This is a genomic window from Methylobacterium sp. WL12 (assembly GCF_008039475.1).
GTDB classification, from domain to species: Bacteria; Pseudomonadota; Alphaproteobacteria; order Rhizobiales; family Beijerinckiaceae; genus Methylobacterium; species Methylobacterium cerastii.
This window is the reverse complement of sequence record NZ_VRUW01000007.1, coordinates 65,033-82,583: the sequence shown is the minus strand read 5'-3', so window position 1 is coordinate 82,583 and position 17,551 is coordinate 65,033. Positions and strand designations below refer to the sequence as shown.

13 protein-coding genes are annotated in these 17,551 nt (G+C 68.5%); 7 read left to right on the top strand and 6 right to left on the bottom strand.

The features are described from left to right. Positions 1–42 precede the first annotated feature (42 nt). The gene (locus FV226_RS04925; protein WP_147762010.1) at positions 43–2,409 is read left to right on the top strand and encodes an RNA degradosome polyphosphate kinase; all 2,367 of its coding nucleotides are present in this window, start codon (positions 43–45) and stop codon (positions 2,407–2,409) included. 110 nt (positions 2,410–2,519) lie between these two features. Continuing rightward, positions 2,520–4,061 carry an exopolyphosphatase gene (gene ppx, locus FV226_RS04920; RefSeq protein ID WP_147762009.1) on the top strand — a complete coding sequence of 514 codons (1,542 nt, stop codon included), beginning with the start codon at positions 2,520–2,522 and terminating at the stop codon, positions 4,059–4,061. 39 nt (positions 4,062–4,100) lie between these two features. Here ppx and FV226_RS04915 read toward each other — a convergent pair whose 3' ends face one another. After that, positions 4,101–5,546: an acetamidase/formamidase family protein gene (locus FV226_RS04915; protein ID WP_147751205.1), complete on the bottom strand. Its 1,446-nt coding sequence runs from the start codon at positions 5,544–5,546 to the stop codon at positions 4,101–4,103. A gap of 64 nt (positions 5,547–5,610) precedes the next feature. Beyond that, positions 5,611–7,941: an NADP-dependent malic enzyme gene (locus FV226_RS04910; protein ID WP_147751206.1), complete on the bottom strand. Its 2,331-nt coding sequence runs from the start codon at positions 7,939–7,941 to the stop codon at positions 5,611–5,613. A gap of 54 nt (positions 7,942–7,995) precedes the next feature. Between FV226_RS04910 and FV226_RS04905 the strand changes: the two genes are divergently transcribed. Further along, on the top strand, positions 7,996–8,616 hold the full coding sequence (locus FV226_RS04905; protein WP_187277303.1) for a CatB-related O-acetyltransferase: 621 nt from the start codon (positions 7,996–7,998) through the stop codon (positions 8,614–8,616). 83 nt (positions 8,617–8,699) lie between these two features. Then, positions 8,700–8,969 carry a DUF3297 family protein gene (locus FV226_RS04900; protein WP_147751207.1) on the top strand — a complete coding sequence of 90 codons (270 nt, stop codon included), beginning with the start codon at positions 8,700–8,702 and terminating at the stop codon, positions 8,967–8,969. Here the strand turns inward: FV226_RS04900 and FV226_RS04895 are convergent. The 4 genes from FV226_RS04895 to aspS form a co-directional block, all read right to left on the bottom strand. Further along, the gene (locus FV226_RS04895) at positions 8,921–9,277 is read right to left on the bottom strand and encodes a hypothetical protein (protein ID WP_147762008.1); all 357 of its coding nucleotides are present in this window, start codon (positions 9,275–9,277) and stop codon (positions 8,921–8,923) included. The two genes, FV226_RS04900 and FV226_RS04895, sit on opposite strands and share 49 nt — an antisense overlap. After that, positions 9,274–10,353: an acyltransferase gene (locus FV226_RS04890; protein ID WP_147751209.1), complete on the bottom strand. Its 1,080-nt coding sequence runs from the start codon at positions 10,351–10,353 to the stop codon at positions 9,274–9,276. Before FV226_RS04890 ends, FV226_RS04895 begins: the two co-directional genes overlap by 4 nt. Further along, positions 10,350–11,219 carry a glycosyltransferase family 2 protein gene (locus tag FV226_RS04885; protein WP_147751210.1) on the bottom strand — a complete coding sequence of 290 codons (870 nt, stop codon included), beginning with the start codon at positions 11,217–11,219 and terminating at the stop codon, positions 10,350–10,352. Before FV226_RS04885 ends, FV226_RS04890 begins: the two co-directional genes overlap by 4 nt. Positions 11,220–11,293: 74 nt before the next feature. After that, a complete protein-coding gene (gene aspS, locus FV226_RS04880; RefSeq protein ID WP_147762007.1) occupies positions 11,294–13,108 on the bottom strand; it encodes an aspartate--tRNA ligase in 1,815 nt (604 codons plus the stop codon). Between the two features lie 231 nt (positions 13,109–13,339). Between aspS and rnd the strand changes: the two genes are divergently transcribed. From rnd to xoxF1, 3 genes are all read left to right on the top strand, one after another. Beyond that, positions 13,340–14,494 carry a ribonuclease D gene (gene rnd, locus FV226_RS04875; RefSeq protein WP_147751212.1) on the top strand — a complete coding sequence of 385 codons (1,155 nt, stop codon included), beginning with the start codon at positions 13,340–13,342 and terminating at the stop codon, positions 14,492–14,494. Positions 14,495–14,637: 143 nt separating this feature from the next. Continuing rightward, positions 14,638–14,925: a hypothetical protein gene (locus FV226_RS04870; protein WP_147751213.1), complete on the top strand. Its 288-nt coding sequence runs from the start codon at positions 14,638–14,640 to the stop codon at positions 14,923–14,925. 691 nt (positions 14,926–15,616) lie between these two features. Next, positions 15,617–17,419 carry a lanthanide-dependent methanol dehydrogenase XoxF1 gene (xoxF1, locus tag FV226_RS04865; protein ID WP_147762006.1) on the top strand — a complete coding sequence of 601 codons (1,803 nt, stop codon included), beginning with the start codon at positions 15,617–15,619 and terminating at the stop codon, positions 17,417–17,419. Positions 17,420–17,551 lie beyond the last annotated feature (132 nt).

The following is a 17,551-nucleotide window of genomic DNA, read 5'->3' as shown; positions in this document are numbered from 1 at the left end:
GTTAGGGACGCCGCGACAGGCGGCAGGTGAGGAGTGGCAGGGTTGTCGGATATCGAATCGAACGTGGACGCCCTCGATCGCGACCGGACGGACGACGTCGTCGAGGCCGGCGACGAGGCGACGCCCAAGCGCACCGTACGGCGCGCGCCGCCCGCCCGCGCCCCGCGCCGGGCCGCAGCCTCCGACACCGCCGGCGACGATTGGCCGACCGCTGCCGAGATCCCCGAGCCGCCCAAGGCCGACGACGACAAGGCGGCGCGCGAGACTATCCTCGAAGCCGGCCGCGCCCTGCGGAACTCGCCCGAGCGCTTCGTCAACCGCGAGCTGTCCTGGCTGCAGTTCAACCGGCGCGTGCTGGAGGAGGCGGCCAACACCTCGCATCCCCTGCTGGAAAAGCTGCGCTTCCTCTCGATCTCGGCCAACAACCTCGACGAGTTCTTCATGGTGCGCGTCGCCGGCCTGATCGATCAGGTCCGCGCCGGGCTGACGCTGCCGTCGCAGGACGGCCTGTCGCCGTCCGAGCAGCTCGCCCGCATCGGCACCGGCGTCTCCAAGCTCGCCGAGGACCAGCAGGCGCGCTGGCGGGCTTTGCGCGAGGAGCTCGACGGCGTCGTCGCCCTCGTCGAGCCCGACGCGCTGCGGCCGGAGCACGCGGCGTGGCTGGAGGAGTACTTCCTCAACCACGTCTTCCCGGTGCTGACACCGCTGGCGATCGCCCACACGTTCCCGTTCATCCCCAACCTCGGCACGACCATCGCGCTGATGTTGACGCGGCCGCGCGACGGGCGGGTGCTGCGCGCACTGATCCGCATGCCCGGCGTGCTCGACCGGTTCGTGCGCCTACCGGCGATCGAGGACGACACGGTCGCGCGCTTCATCGCCATCGAGCAGGTGATCGTGCTGTTCACCGGGCGGCTGTTCCCGGGCTACCTCGTGAAGGGGCAGGGCGCCTTCCGGGTGATCCGCGATTCGGATCTCGAGATCGAGGAGGAGGCCGAGGACCTCGTCCTGCATTTCGAGACCGCGCTGAAGCAGCGCCGCCGCGGCATCGTCATCCGCCTCGAGGTCGAATCCGGCATGCCGGAGGACCTGCGCAGCTTCGTCTGCGACGAGCTTGAGATCGGCGCGGACGCGATCTTCATCGTCGAGGGCATGCTGGCGCTGAACGAACTGTCGCAGATCGTCGGGATCGACCGTCCCGACCTCAAGTTCAAGCCCTACAACCCACGCTTCCCGGAGCGCATCCGCGAGAGCGGCGGCGACGTGTTCGCGGCGATCCGCCAGAAGGATTTCTGCGTCCACCACCCCTACGAGTCGTTCGATTCGGTGGTGCAGTTCCTGGCGCAGGCCGCCCGCGACCCGAACGTCGTGGCGATCAAGCAGACGCTGTATCGCACCTCCTCCAACTCGCCGATCGTCGCGGCGCTGGCGGAGGCGGCCGAGCTCGGCAAGTCGGTGACGGCTTTGGTCGAGCTGAAGGCGCGCTTCGACGAAGAGGCCAACATCCGCTGGGCGCGCAACCTCGAGAAGGCCGGCGCGCAGGTGGTGTTCGGCTTCGTCGAGCTGAAGACCCACGCCAAGCTGTCGATGGTGGTGCGGCGCGAGGGCGACAAGCTCGTCACCTACTGCCATGTCGGCACCGGCAACTATCACCCGATCACCGCGCGCATCTACACCGACCTGTCGTTCTTCACCGCCGACCCGGCGGTGGCGCGCGACGTGTCGCGGATCTTCAACTTCATCACCGGCTACGCCGAGCCGGCGCAGCTGGAGCGGATGTCGGTCTCGCCGCTCACCGCCAAGGCGCGGCTGCTCGCCGACATCGAGGCGGAGGCGGCGCATGCCAAGGCCGGGCGCCCGGCTGCGATCTGGATCAAGTGCAACTCGCTCGTCGACGCGCAGGTGATCGATGCGCTCTACGACGCCTCTCAGGAGGGCGTGCAGATCGACTGCGTCGTCCGCGGCATCTGCTGCCTGCGGCCGGGCGTTCCGGGCCTCTCTGAGACGATCCGCGTCAAGTCGATCGTCGGGCGCTTCCTGGAGCACGGGCGCATCTACGCCTTCGGCAACGGCGTCGGGCTGCCCCACCCGAAGGCGACGGTCTACATCTCCTCGGCCGACCTGATGAGCCGCAACCTCGACCGCCGCGTCGAGTCCCTGCTGCCGATCAGCAACCCGACGGTCCATCAACAGGTTCTCGACCAGATCATGCTGGCCAACCTCCTCGACAACCGCCAGAGCTGGCGTGTACTGGCATCCGGCGGCGCCGAGCGTATCCACCCCGCCGATGGCGAGGAACCGTTCAACGCGCACAAGTACTTCATGACGAACCCGAGCCTGTCCGGCCGCGGCAAGTCGTCGAAGAAGTCGAGTCCGCGGGCCCTCAGCCGTCGCGCACAGCGGGGCTGATCGTCCGGCCGCCGGACGGATACATGGATCGGGCGGCGCGGATCGTGCCGCCGGATCGGTCAGACGTGCGTTCGACGCAGCCGGTCGGTATCATACAGCGAGGTCGTTGCTTGGGTCCCCATCGCGCCAACCTCACGCTCGCCCATTCCGCCGACCGGGAGCCGGCCTTGGTCAACGCGCCCGTCGCGATCATCGACATCGGTTCGAACTCGGTCCGCCTCGTGGCCTATGACGGCCTGAGCCGGGCGCCGACGCCGCTCTACAACGAGAAGGTCCTGTGCGGGCTGGGCCGCAACGTCCTCACCACCGGCCGCCTCAACGACGAGGCGGTGCGCCGGGCGCTGGCCGCACTCGCGCGCTTCCGCGTGCTCTGCGAGACGATGCGGGTCGGGCGCCTCTTCGTGCTCGCCACCGCGGCTGCCCGCGACGCCTCGAACGGCCCCGCCTTCCTCGAGGCGGCGGAAGCCGCCTGCGGCACCCGCATCGAGCTCCTGTCCGGCCGGCGCGAGGCCGAGCTGTCGGCGCTCGGCGTGGTGTCGGGCTTCCATGCGCCGGACGGCGTGGTCGGCGACCTCGGCGGCGGCTCGCTGGAACTCGTGGACGTGCGCGGCGCGGTGGTCGGGCAGGGCGTGACGATGCCGCTCGGCGGGCTCGCGCTGCAGGACCTCTCGGGCGGCTCGCTGAAGAAGGCCGGCAAGATCGTGCGCGAGCACATGAAGAAGGCCGCGCCGCAGCTGGAGACGCTCCGCGGGCGCACCTTCTACGCCGTCGGCGGCACCTGGCGGGCGCTCGCCCGCCTGCATCAGGCCGCGCGCCAATATCCCGTCCACGTGATGCATGGCTACACCGTCGAGCCGACTGACGAGCTGAGCTTCCTTCAGGTGGTCGAGCAATCCGACGCGGCGACGCTGCAGGACGTCGAGGCGATTTCGGAAGCGCGCCGCCCGCTGCTCGCCTACGGGGCCGTGGTGCTGGAGGAGATCATCCGCGTCGGCCGGCCGCGCGAGGTCGCGATCTCGGCCTCCGGCGTGCGCGAGGGCCTGCTCTACGAGCAGGTCGACCGCGACACCCGCGCGCTCGATCCGCTGCTCGCCTCCTGCGCCGAGCTGAACCAGCTTCGCGCGCGCTCGCCGCGCCACGCAGACGAGCTGATCGCCTGGACCGACCGGTTCGTGGCGGCGCTCGACGGACCGGAGACCGCCGACGAGCGCCGGCTGCGGCATGCCGCCTGCCTCCTGTCCGACATCGGCTGGCGGGCGCATCCCGACTACCGCGGCGAGCAGAGCATTGCGATCATCCAGAACGCGGCCTTCGTCGGCATCGACCATCCCGGCCGCGGCTTCCTTGCCCTGGCGATCTACTTCCGCCACGAGGGCGTCGCACCGGAGAAGGCCAACCCGATGCTGCGTGCGCTCGCCGGTCCGCGCCTGTTCGAGCGGGCCCGCCTCATCGGCGCCCTGCTGCGGGTCGCGTTTCCGATGACCGCCGGGATGGAGGGCGCCCTGCGCCGCATGCCGCTCAAGATCGAGGACGGCCGCGTCATACTGAGTCTGCCGCCCGAGTGGGACGCTTTGAATGGCGACCGCCTGCTCAACCGCGTCCGCGGCCTCGGCCGCATCGTTGGGCTCGAAGGGCGCGTCCGCGTCGGGTGACGCGCCGGTAGATGCGCGGCGTGAGCGCCGCGCAGCCGTTCAAGCCGTCCGCTCGGCGAAGATCGCCTTCTTGACGATCGCGTGGACGCCCCAGTTGCCGTCCACCACCTGGGTGATGCCGAAATCGACTGCGATCGACATCAGCGAGATCGCCTCGTCCTCCGTCAGCCCCTTCGCGTGCATCAGGAACTGCCGCATCTTGCGGAAGGCGTCGCGCATGGCGAGGTCGATCGAGGATTTCTGGAAGATGGCTTCCTGTGCGCCGGCGCCGAGGTCCTTGAGATAGTTCGGATAGCTGAAGCCGGAGAGTACCCACTCGTCCCTGGTCTCGATCATCGGAAAGTCGAGGCTTTCGAGGGCTGTACCGGCAAGGTCCTGCTTCTTGTGCAGCACGAACTGGAACGTGCCGGTGAGCGAGCACTCGATCGCGGTGCCGCAGAGTTCGGAATCGCCCTGGCTCGCATGCGGGTCGCCGACTGAGAACAGCGCACCCGGCACGGCGACCGGATAGTACATCGTCGCGCCCTTGCCGATGCGCCAGTTGTCGATGTTGCCGCCGGTGTAGCTCGGCGGAATGGAGTTCACCATGTCGGCTTCCGCGGGCGCCAAGCCCATTGTGCCGAAATGCGGTCGGATCGGCACGCGGATGCCCTTCAAGACATCGAAGTTCCGGTCGGTCTTGGTGTGGTCGACCAGCAGGCCTGGATAGTCGATCGTCGGATGGGCGATCCCGTTCGGATCGGTCACGCCCGGCCAGCGAAAGCTGTAGACGGCCTTCGCCCAATCGCGCGTCCCGGTCGCGTCGACCTCGTAGATGGTCACGACCTCGCGCGGCTTTTCGCCCGTCAGAAGGTCCTTGTAGTGGTAGCCCCACCAGGCGGCGGCGTTGCTTCCGAAGGCGAGGCCCTTGAACTTCGGGTTGGCGCAAGGGCGCGGCGTGACGTCGAGGATGCGGACCTCCAGCACGTCGCCGGGCTCCGCGCCGCGGATCGCCACCGGGCCGGTGCAGATGTGGACGCCCAGGCCGCCGCCGGGACCGAGCTTGGCATCGTCGGGGCCTGCGCCACGCCGCGCGACGCCTTTCTTGTCCTTGGTCCAGAGGTAGACGCTCTCGGCGCCCGGATCGCCCTGGATCATCCGCTCGGAATCGTCGCTGGCCTGGTGCGTCAGCGTCTCGATCGTGACGAAATCGCCCGACGCGATCTCGACCTGCGGTTTCAGGTTCTTGCTGAAATAGCCCCAATGCACCGTGTCGGCGTTGGCCGGCAGCATCTGGTGCGTCGCCTGCCGCGGCCCGCGGCCCGCACTGGTCTGAGCGAGGGCCGGCGTGACCAGCGACAGGCCACCGGCGGCAAGGGCGACCGCGCCGCCCGTCGCGACGAACCCGCTCTTCAGGAAGGCGCGGCGTTCGGGCGCGAGATCCCCGAGGAAGCGGCGGCGATGCTCGGCGAACGCCGCGCAGTTCGGATCGTCACCCTGGCACATCGTCTCGGCCCACACGGTTTCGGTGGGACCGGACGATGCAAGGGGATTGCCAGGCTCGCGCCGGTTACTCCGAGATCATCCCGACGCCGGGCTCGGCCGAGTCGAGCTTCTGCTCGTCGCCCGCCTGCGCCTCCACCACCGCGGCGGTGGTGACGTTGACGATACCCCGCGCCGTCACCGACGGTGTGAGGATGTGGGCGGGCTTGGCCGGGCCGATCAGCAGCGGGCCGACGGGGAGGGCGTCGGCCAGCACCTTGGCGAACTGGTAGGCGATGTTGGCCGCATCCAGGTTCGGGAAGATCAGCACGTTGGCCGCGCCCTTCAGCGGCGAGCCGGGCAGCACCCGGTCGCGAACGATCTCCGAGAGGGCGGAATCCGCCTGCATCTCGCCGTCGACCTGGAGGTCGGGCGCGCGCTCGTGGATCAGACCGAGGGCGGCCCGCATCTTCATCGCCGAGGGCGTGTCGGACTGGCCGAAGTCGGAATGGCTCAGCAGCGCGATCTTCGGGGTGATGCCGAAGCGCGTGACGTGCCCGGCGCAGGCGACGGCGAGCTCGGCGATCTCCTCGGCGCTCGGGTCCTGGCGCACATGCGTGTCGGCGAGGAAGTAGGCGCCCTTCTTGGTAACGATCAGACTCATCGCGGCGCATTGCGTCACGCCGGGCAAGAGCCCGATGACGTCGCGGATGATGCGCAGGCGGGTCTCGAACCGGCCTTCCAGCCCGCAGATCAGCGCGTCGGCCTCGCCGCGGCGCACGGCGATGGCGCCGATGATCGTGGTGTTGGTGCGCACCAGAGTGCGGGCGGCGTCCGGCGTGATGCCGCGCCGGCCGGCGATGTCGAGGTAGGTCTGGACGTAGGAGCGGTAGCGTGGATCGTCCTCCGGATCGATCAGCTCGAAGTCGCGGCCCTCCTGGATCGACAGGCCGAAGCGCTTGAGCCGGGTCTCGACCACCCGCGGCCGGCCGACGAGGATCGGTTTTGCGACGCCGTCCTCGACGATGGCCTGGACCGCGCGCAGAACGCGCTCGTCCTCGCCCTCGGCGTAGATGACGCGCTTCGGGTTCTCCTTCGCCTTCGAGAACAGCGGCTTCATGATGAAGCCCGAGCGGTGCACGAACCGGTCGAGGGACTCGGCGTAGGCCGTGATGTCCTCTACCGGGCGGCCGGCGACGCCGGAATCCATCGCCGCCTGCGCGACGGCTGGCGCGATGCGCAGGATCAGCCGCGGGTCGAAGGGGCTCGGGATCAGCGAGCGCGGCCCGAACGGGCGCGCCTCGCCGCCATAGGCGCGGGCGACCACGTCGGAGGGCGTCTCGCGGGCGAGCGCCGCGATCGCCTTCACCGCCGCCTTCTTCATCTCCTCGTTGATCGAGCGCGCGCCGACATCAAGCGCGCCGCGGAAGATGTAGGGAAAGCACAAGACGTTGTTGACCTGGTTCGGGAAATCCGAGCGCCCGGTGCAGATCATCGCGTCGGGGCGCTTCTCCTGCGCGAGGTCGGGCATGATCTCGGGATAGGGATTGGCCAAAGCCATGATCAGCGGCTTCTCGGCCATCTTCTCGAGGTACTCGGGCTTGAGCACGCCCCCGGCAGAGAGGCCGATGAACACGTCGGCGCCGGGGATCACCTCGGCCAGCGTCCGCGCCTCGGTCTCCTGCGCGTAGATGTCCTTCCACCGGTCCATCAGCTCGGTGCGGCCCTTGTAGACCACGCCCTTGATGTCGGTGACCGTGATGTTCTCCCGCGTCGCTCCGAGCGAGACCAACAGGTTGAGGCAGGCCAGAGCCGCCGCGCCCGCGCCCGAGGTGACGATGCGGACGTCCGACAGCTGCTTGCCGGCGAGTTCCAGCGCGTTGAGGACGGCGGCCGCGACGATGATCGCGGTGCCGTGCTGGTCGTCGTGGAAGACCGGGATGTTCATCCGGGCGCGGCACTGCTCCTCGACCTCGAAGCACTCCGGCGCCTTGATGTCCTCGAGGTTGATGCCGCCGAAGGTCGGCTCGAGCGAACACACGACATCGACGAGCTTGGCCACGTCGAGCTGGTCGACCTCGATATCGAACACGTCGATGCCGGCGAACTTCTTGAACAGGACGGCCTTGCCCTCCATCACCGGCTTGGACGCCAGCGGGCCGATGTTGCCGAGGCCGAGCACCGCGGTGCCGTTGGTGAGCACCGCCACGAGGTTCTGGCGGATCGTGAGGGTCGCGGCCTCCTGCGGGTCGGCGGCGATGGCCTCGCAGGCGGCGGCGACGCCGGGCGAATAGGCGAGCGCCAGGTCGCGCTGGTTGCCCAGCGGCTTCGTCGCCTGGATCTCGAGCTTTCCGGGCCGCGGAAGGCGGTGGTAGACGAGAGCCCCCGACTTGAGATCCTCGGACATGTTGTCGCCCATGGCCCATTCTCCCTCGATCAGGCGGGTGCGCCCTCCGGCATCGACCCCCTCCACATGAAGGCCCTGTTGCACCGGCTGCGCAGCGGGCGCAACCCGAACAACGAGACGCGAATCCACCTGGAAAAGCTGGTGCGCGCCTACGGATTCTCCATCGGTGCCTATTCCTACGGGCGGCCGAAGGTGCGTTTCGCCGAATCCGGCCGGAGGCTGACGATCGGCCGCTATTGTTCCATCGCCGACAAGGTCGAGATCCTGCTCGGCGGCGACCACCGGCTCGACTGGGCCTCGACCTATCCGTTCGCGGCGATGCGCGGGCTCTGGCCCGAGGCCGACGCGCCGGCCGACTACCACGCCTCGCGCGGGGACGTGTCGATCGGGCACGACGTCTGGCTCGGCTCAGGCTGCATGATCCTGTCGGGCGTCACGGTCGGCCACGGCGCGGTGGTGGCGGCACGCGCTGTCGTCGCCCGCGACGTGCCGCCCTACGCGGTCGTCGCCGGCAACCCGGCGCGGGTGGTGCGAACCCGCTTCGACGAGGCGATGGTCGCGGACCTCGTCGCCTGCGCCTGGTGGGACCTGCCGCACGCCACGGTGGCGCGCCTGGTGCCGCTTCTCCAGAGCGGGCGCATCCCCGAGCTGGTCGAAGCCGCCCGCGCCGTTGCGCCGCCTGCCTGAATCCCTTACCCGCGGGCCGATCGTCTTCGCGAGGCCGTCCTCGCAAGCGCGCCCGTTGTAAGTCTTCGCCGAAGGTCCGCCCGATGTCACAGACGCCTCCCGACCGCCTCGCCGTGAACCCGAACAGCCCGTTCTACGACGAGACCGTTCTGGAACGCGGCATCGGCATCCGCTTCAAGGGCGTCGAGAAGACCAACGTCGAGGAATATTGCGTCAGCGAGGGCTGGGTTCGGCTGAGCGCCGGCAAGACGCTCGACCGCGCCGGAAACCCGATGACGGTGAAGCTCAAGGGCCCGGTGGAGCCCTATTTCCGGGATGCCGCGCCCGAATCCGAAGCTGCCCCGGAGGCCTGAGCCTCCCGTCGGCCGCGCGCGAGGTCGAAGTCGCGCAACGTACCGGCCACCAGGGCCGCGACTTGCTCGGAGCTGCGGGCGTCGCGGACCACGAGGCTCGCGAGCACGTCGGTGCGGCGCTGCCGCTGCTTGGTCGTCCGGGCGTGGTTCGACAGCCGCAGGGCGAAGGCGCATCCTTCGCGCTGCAGGTACAGGCTGTCGCCGCGCTCGTTCCGCGCGACGACATTGAACCCGTGCTCGGCGAGCAGTCGGGCCGCGTGGTCGAGCGCTGCGAGCGGCGGGAGGCGACGCGGGGCCTGCCCGCTCACGGGCCCGCCGGCTCGATGGTGCCGAGCGTCCGCCGCCCCAGGGTCCGCGTCTTCAGCCGCAGCGCCGGGCGCTCGATCGCGTACCAGGAGGCCGTCGCCACGGGAAACGTGAGCGCCAGCGCCGGCAGCAGCAGCGGCAGCGCGGAGATTCCGGGCCAAAGCGCGTGCAGGCTCTGCTGCACCGGCCAGCCGTAAAGGTAGATTCCGTAGGACAGGTCGGCCTTCGGGTCGAAGACCTTGCGGGCGAGCCACGGCGACAGGCCGAGCCAAATCGTGCCGTAGCCTTCCGCGACGAACAGCAGCGCCCGGTAGAACGGCCCGTGTCGCACCAGGAGGCAGGCGAGGCCCAGGATCGCCACGGGCACCACCGACAGGCGAACGACCTCCCGCGCGGTGTAGAGCGCCGCGCCGACGGCGAAGATCAGCGGCAGGCGCAGGGCCGTCTCGAGGCCCTTGGGCAGGTCGGGCCGCGTCGCGTCGGCGACGAGCAGCGCCAGCGCGAAGCCGGCGACGACGAGGGGCGCGATCCAGCGTGAACGCAACGCCCCGAGCAGCCCGGCGCCGACGACGCCGAGATAGCAGAGCACCTCGTATTTCAGGGTCCAGACCGTGCCGAGCGGGCTGCGATACGGGTTGTCGGTGAAGACGCCCGGCAGCGACGCGTTGCTTTTGAAGGTCGTCAGCGTGCCGCGGACGAAGCGCCAGACGCCGCCGTCGCGAAGGTACTCGACGAGGGGCAGCGTGCTCATCGCGGCGCCGAGCACGAGGGCGACGACCAGCGTCGCCGCGACGAGGCCGGGCAGGATGCGCAGGGTCCGCGAGATCAGGTAATCGACGAGGCCGCGCCGGTCGAAGCTCATCGCCACGAGGAAGCCCGACACGGCGAAGAAGCCGTTCACGGCATGCTCGCCGAGGGTGAAGCCGGTCGCGCGCGCAAGCGGCTCGTCGAGGGCGTTGCCGCTGGTGACGCTGAAGGCGTGCGAGACCACTACCGCGACCGCCAGCACCAGGCGAAGCCCGGAGAAGCCGTTATGCGGGCGCGCCAATGCCTCGGCGACGGTCGGCGCGCGGCTCATTCGAGGCCCTCGCGAGCCAGCGCGGTGTGCCCCATGAGCGCGGCCCAGGCGCCGGCGGCCGATCCGCCGTAGCGCTCAAAGCCTGAGCGTCGCAGGATCAGCACGGACAGAAACGCCTTGAGAACGTTGGCGACGAGGCTAGGGAGGATGGGGTCGGCGAGACCGTATTTGCGGGCGACGTAGGCGCGCGACCACGCCTGGTGCCAGCGGGTGCGGAACACCCGTCCGCGCTCGGGCGCCGAGGAGCGCCCGCGCCCGTGCAGGACCTCGGCACCATGCACGTGGACGAGTGCTCGTCCCGCGTCGGCGACGCGGCGGCAGAGGTCGTCGTCCTCGTAGAACAGGAAGATCCGTTCGTCGAAGCCGCCGAGCGACAGAAAGAACCCACGCTCGATCATCAGGCAGGCGCCGGACAGGAACGGCGCGCAGGCGTCGCCCGAGGGCAGGTCTCGGCGCCCACTCGGGTTGGTTAGGTAGGGCGCCAGCAACGAGCGCGGCTGGTAGAAGAACCGGCCGTCCGGCTCGACGATCCGCGGGGCGAAGAGCCCGGCTTCCGGCCAGCGTTCGGCGGCAGCGAGCAGGGCGTCGGCCGCGCCCGGCCGAAGGGTGACGTCGGGGTTGAGGATCAGGACGTAGCGGGCCTGCGCGGCGGCACGGATCCCGCGGGTGTTGGCGCGGCCGTAGCCCTCGTTGCGGCCATTGCGGATCATCTGTGCGCCCGCGGCTTCGGCGATCTCCACAGAGCGGTCGCGGCTGGCGTTGTCGACGACGATCGCCGGGACGTGCTCGGCCGCGAGCGCCGAGAGGCAGGCCGGCAGGGCCTCGGCGCTGTCATGCGCGACGACGACCGCGACGAGGCTCGCCACCTAGCGGGCTCCATGCAGGACGCGCGTCTCCCGCCCCCCTCTGCGGGGGAGGGGGGAGGAAGGAACGCGTCGCGTCACGCCTTCTTCTCGGGCAGGTTCAGGCGGATGTGCAGCTCGCGGAGCTGCTTCGGCGTCGCCTCGGAGGGGGCGCCCATCATCAGGTCCTCGGCGCGCTGGTTCATCGGGAACAGCACGACCTCGCGGATGTTCGGCTCCTCGCAGAGCAGCATCACGATGCGATCGACACCCGGTGCGATGCCGCCGTGCGGCGGGGCGCCGAGGCGAAGCGCGTTGAGCATGCCGCCGAACTTGGCTTCGAGCACATCCTTGCCGTAGCCGGCGATGGCGAAGGCCTTCTCCATGATCTCGGGCTTGTGGTTCCGGATCGCGCCCGACGACAGCTCGATGCCGTTGCAGACGATGTCGTACTGGAACGCCTTGATGTCGAGGATCTTGGCGTCGTCGCCCTCGCCCAGCGCCAGGAAGGCGTCGTGGTCGAAGTTCGGCATCGAGAACGGGTTGTGGGAGAAATCGATGTGCTTCTCGTCCTCATTCCACTCGAACATCGGGAAGTCGGTGATCCAGCAGAACGCGAACTGGTCCTTGTCGGACAGGCCGAGGTCGTCGCCGATGCGGATGCGGGCCTTGCCGGCGAGCGCCGCCGCCTTGGCCTCGGTGCCGGCGGAGAAGAACACCGCGTCGCCGGCCTTCGTCCCGGTCTTCTCGGCGATCCGCGTCAGGATCGGTGCGGGGATGAACTTGGCGATCGGCCCCTTGCCGGCCAAGGTGCCGTCGACCTCCTCGAACACGACGTAGCCGAGGCCGGGCGCGCCCTCAGCGCGGGCGAAGTCGTTGAGCTTGTCGAAGAACGAGCGCGGCTGCGTCGCGGCGCCCGTGGCCGGGATCGCGCGGACCACGCCGCCGGACTTGATCACGCCCTTGAACGCCTTGAACTCCACCGCGTCGTCGGCGAACTCCTCCGTCACGTCGGCGATCAGCAGCGGATTGCGCAGGTCGGGCTTGTCGACGCCGTACTTGAGCATCGCGTCGGCGTAGGTGATGCGCGGGAACACGTCGGTGACGCGCTTTTCGCCGGCGAACTCCTTGAACACCCCGTGCAGCACCGGCTCCACCGCCTGGAACACGTCCTCCTGGGTGACGAAGCTCATCTCGATGTCGAGCTGGTAGAACTCGCCCGGCGAGCGGTCCGCGCGGGCGTCCTCGTCGCGGAAACAGGGTGCGATCTGGAAGTAGCGGTCGAAGCCGGCGATCATCGTCAGCTGCTTGAACTGCTGTGGCGCCTGCGGCAGCGCGTAGAACTTGCCCGGGTGCACGCGCGACGGCACGAGGTAGTCGCGGGCCCCCTCCGGCGACGACGCCGTCAGGATCGGGGTCTGGAACTCGAAGAACCCACCCTCGCGCATGCGCCGGCGGAGCGAATCGACGATGGCGCCGCGCTTCATGATGTTGGCGTGCAGCTTCTCCCGGCGCAGGTCGAGGAAGCGGTAACGGAGGCGGGTCTCCTCCGGGTATTCCAGGTCGCCGAAGACCGGCAGCGGCAGCTCGGCGGCCGCACCCAGCACCTCGAGCTCGTCGATGTAGACCTCGACCGCGCCGGTCGGCAGCTCGGGGTTCTCGGTGCCGGCCGGCCGGGTGCGGACGCGCCCGTCGAGGCGAACGACCCATTCCGAGCGCACGGCGTTCGCCGCCTTGAAGGCCGGCGAATCCGAATCGACCACGCACTGCGTCAGTCCGTAATGGTCGCGCAGGTCGATGAAGAGCACGCCGCCGTGGTCGCGGATGCGGTGGCACCAGCCGGAGAGACGGACCGACGCGCCGACGTCGGATGGGCGGAGCGCCCCGCAGGTATGGGTCCGGTAACGGTGCATCGCAAAACCTTGGGATTGAAGCGCGGCACCATTCACGCGAGGGGGGCGAAGTCAAGCAGTCGGGCGCGGGTCCGCTGCGGCTCGACGACGCGAAGCACTCGCGGCACGGATGCGTCCACGCGAAGGCAGCGGAAGATATCAAGAGAGTCGGTGCAAGAGTGTGGGCGCAAGAGAACGGATAAGCCGGCACCCGGCTCCCCTTTGCAAAAAACCTCCGATATAGCCGGAGGCATGGATCTGATCAGTACGACGCAGGCGCTCCGCGAAGCCTGCGACCGCCTCGCCGCGCAGAGCTTCGTCACCGTGGACACGGAGTTCATGCGTGAGACGACCTATTATCCCAAGCTCTGCCTGATCCAGATGGCGGCGCCGGACGGGACCGGCGTGCTGGTCGACCCTCTGGCCGAGGGCATCGACCTCCAGCCCTTCGTCGACCTGATGGCGGATGAAGGCGTGGTGAAGGTGTTCCACTCCGCCCGTCAGGACCTCGAGATCATCTGGCTGATGGGCGGGCTGCTGCCGCAGCCGTTCTTCGACACGCAGGTCGCGGCGATGGTCTGCGGCTACGGCGACTCGGTGTCCTACGAGCAGCTGGTCAACGACGTGGCCAAGGCCAAGATCGACAAGTCCTCGCGCTTCACGGACTGGTCGCGGCGACCGCTCTCCGACGCGCAGCTTTCCTACGCCCTGTCGGACGTAACCCATCTGGTGACGGTGTACGAGAAGCTCGTCGCCGACCTCGTCCGCGACGACCGCGGGCAGTGGCTCGACGAGGAGATGGCGGTGCTGACCTCGCCCGACACCTACCGCGCCGACCCGGCCCAGGCCTGGCGCCGCCTGTCGGGCCGGATGCGCAAGCCCCGCGAGATCGCGGTGCTGATGGAGGTCGCCGCCTGGCGCGAGCGCGAGGCGCAGACGCGCAACGTGCCGCGCGGGCGCATCCTGAAGGACGAGGCGGTCATCGACGTCGCCACCTCGGCGCCCCGCAGCGTCGAGGCGCTCGGCCGCCTGCGCTCGATCCCGGCCGGCTTCGAGCGCTCGCGCACCGGCACGGACATCCTCGCGGCCGTCGAGCGCGGTTTCGCCCGCGACACGGCCGAGATCGCCTTGCCCGAGCGGGGGCGCGGCCGCAGCGGCGGCAACGGCGCGCTGGTCGAATTGCTCAAGGTGCTTCTGAAAGCCGTGTGCGAGACCGAGGGCGTCGCGCCCAAGATCATCGCCACGGTGGACGACCTCGAGGCGGTGGCCGACGACGACGACGCCGACGTGCCGCTGCTCCAGGGCTGGCGTCGCGAGTTGTTCGGCAGCAAGGCCCTCGACCTCAAGCACGGCCGCCTCGCGCTTTCGGCCGAGGGCGGGCGGATCGTCGTCCGGACGCTTACCTGAACCTTCGTCGCGCCCGGGCCCTTACGGCCAGCCTCCAGAGACATCGTAGCGCGACGTCATCGGCGAGCCCGTGACACGGGTCGAGGCCGGGACTAAATGGCAATGCCTTTGCCGAAACGTCCCAGGGCCGCACGTCGCATCCGATGCACGAACCCAACGAAGTCCTCCAGACGCTGACAGGGCGGGGCACCGTCTCGGCGGAGGGCTGCGGCACCGTCCGCGTTCGCTACCGAGTGGTCGTGGAGCGGCGAGACTCGACGGTGACCGCGCATGGCAGCCTGCACGGAAGCCATGCGGGCCTGCGTCCGATCTGGCTGACGCCCGACTCCACCCTTCGCCTGAAGACGGGACGGGCTTTGGCGATTTCCATCACCGACCTCGTCGGCGACACCGCGGAATTCGAGAGTACTGGGCCGGTCGGGCCTCTTTGAGCGTCTAACCCGGTGTTGTGGCCAGGTGCGCGATGGTGGTGCCGGAGTCGGTGCAGCCCGGCACCCGATTCTCGCAGCCGAGGGAAGCATGAAAGTGCATTCGATCGCGCACCGATCGACGAGGATGCGGCGAGAGCGCGCAGAAGCGGCAGGAAATCGTCAACCACACTGCTCGGTTCTTTGATCCGTAACCCGATACGGGTTTTACGCTGCATCCGGGTCTCATGCAGGCGACAACACGGGATGGTGATGGAATGGGCAACGCACCGTGCGCTGGACGCATGAAAAACCGGGGGCTAGAAAAGATAGCCGCTGTGCGCGCATGTGTTTCGCTCTGAAAGCGAAGCAAAGCCTCGCACGAGCATCCGCCATTGTGCGATGCACAACGATATTTTGCGCTGCATCATCGGCCCAGCACTTTACGAGAGGGGTGCGGCGACTTGCGCACAACCCTATGGTCGACGGCACAACCGAGTTGACGACGCTCAAAAATCTCTTAGAGTTCGTTCAAGCTTCGGTTTCGAGGGGGCCGCCTCAGGGATGGCGGTCTCTGGCTCGACGACCCTAAAGGCGTCGATTTCCCGCCCGCTATCGAAGCATATCGATCCCTGTCGCAAAGAGTCAGGTCAGGTCTTCACGTCGCGATCTGCGTCGCGCCGCGTCGGCATCAAGACTTGTCGGAGGAACACACATGAGAGCGGTCCATCTTCTCGCCCTGGGCGCCAGCATGGCGGTTGCCAGCCCGGCGTTCGCGAACGAAGACCTGATGAAGCACCTGGCGAACCCCGCCGAGCAGGTTCTTCAGACGGTCGACTACGCCAACACGCGCTATTCCAAGCTCGACCAGATCAATGCCGGAAACGTCAAGAACCTCCAGGTCGCCTGGACCTTCTCGACCGGCGTGCTGCGCGGCCACGAGGGCTCGCCGCTCGTCGTCGGCAACATGATGTACGTCCACACCCCCTTCCCGAACATCGTCTACGCGCTCGACCTCGACCACGAGGCCAAGATCGTGTGGAAGTACGAGCCCAAACAGGACCCGTCGGTGATCCCGGTGATGTGCTGCGACACGGTCAACCGTGGCTTGGCCTACTCCGACAACGCCATCATCCTGCACCAGGCCGACACCACGGTCGTGTCGCTCGACGCCAAGACCGGCAAGGTCAACTGGTCGGTCGTGAACGGCGACCCGAAGAAGGGCGAGACCAACACCGCCACGGTCCTGCCGGTGAAGGACAAGATCATCGTCGGCATCTCGGGCGGCGAGTTCGGCGTGCAGTGCCACGTGACCGCCTACGACGCCAAGACCGGCAAGAAGGTCTGGCGCGGCTACTCGATCGGCCCGGACGACCAGATGCTGGTCGACCCGGAGAAGACCACCCACCTCGGCAAGCCGGTCGGCAAGGATAGCTCGACCAAGACCTGGGAAGGCGACCAGTGGAAGACCGGCGGCGGCTGCACCTGGGGCTGGTTCTCCTACGACCCCAAGCTCGACCTGATGTACTATGGCTCGGGCAACCCCTCGACCTGGAACCCCAAGCAGCGTCCGGGCGACAACCGCTGGTCGATGACGGTGTGGGCGCGTAACCCGGACACGGGCGTGGCCAAGTGGGTCTACCAGATGACCCCGCACGACGAGTGGGACTACGACGGCATCAACGAGATGATCCTCACCGACCAGAAGGTCGGCGGTAAGGACACCCCGCTGCTGACCCACTTCGACCGCAACGGCTTCGGCTACACCCTGAACCGCGCCACCGGCGAACTCCTCGTCGCCGAGAAGTTCGACCCGGTCGTCAACTGGGCCTCCAAAGTCGACATGGACAAGGGGTCGAAGACCTACGGCCGGCCGCTGGTCTTGTCGAAGTACTCCACCGAGCAGAACGGTGAAGATACCAACTCCAAGGGTATCTGCCCGGCGGCCCTCGGCACCAAGGACCAGCAGCCTGCTGCGTTCTCGCCGAAGACCAACTTGTTCTACGTGCCCACCAACCACGTCTGCATGGACTACGAGCCGTTCCGGGTGACCTACACCCCGGGCCAGCCCTACGTCGGTGCGACCCTGTCGATGTACCCCGCGCCGAACAGCCATGGCGGCATGGGCAACTTCATCGCCTGGGACGGCGTCGAGGGTAAGATCAAGTGGTCGAACCCCGAGCAGTTCTCGGTCTGGTCGGGTGCTCTCGCCACCGCCGGCGACGTGGTCTTCTACGGCACGCTCGAAGGCTACCTGAAGGCCGTCGACTCCAAGACGGGTAAGGAACTGTACAAGTTCAAGACCCCGTCGGGCATCATCGGCAACGTGATGACCTACCAGCACAAGGGCAAGCAGTACGTCGGCATCCTGTCGGGTGTCGGTGGCTGGGCCGGCATCGGCCTCGCGGCCGGCTTGACCGACCCGAACGCCGGCCTCGGCGCGGTGGGTGGTTACGCCGCCCTCTCGAGCTACACCAACCTCGGTGGCCAGCTCACCGTCTTCGCCCTGCCGAACTAATCGGTCGCACGAAACGGCTTGAAATGAATGCCGGCGCGGGTTTCCGCGCCGGCATTCTTATGATTAGAATGCCCCTCAAGAAGGCCGCGAAAGGCCGCCTGAGAGCGGCATGACCTTCAGGTCTCAGGGAGA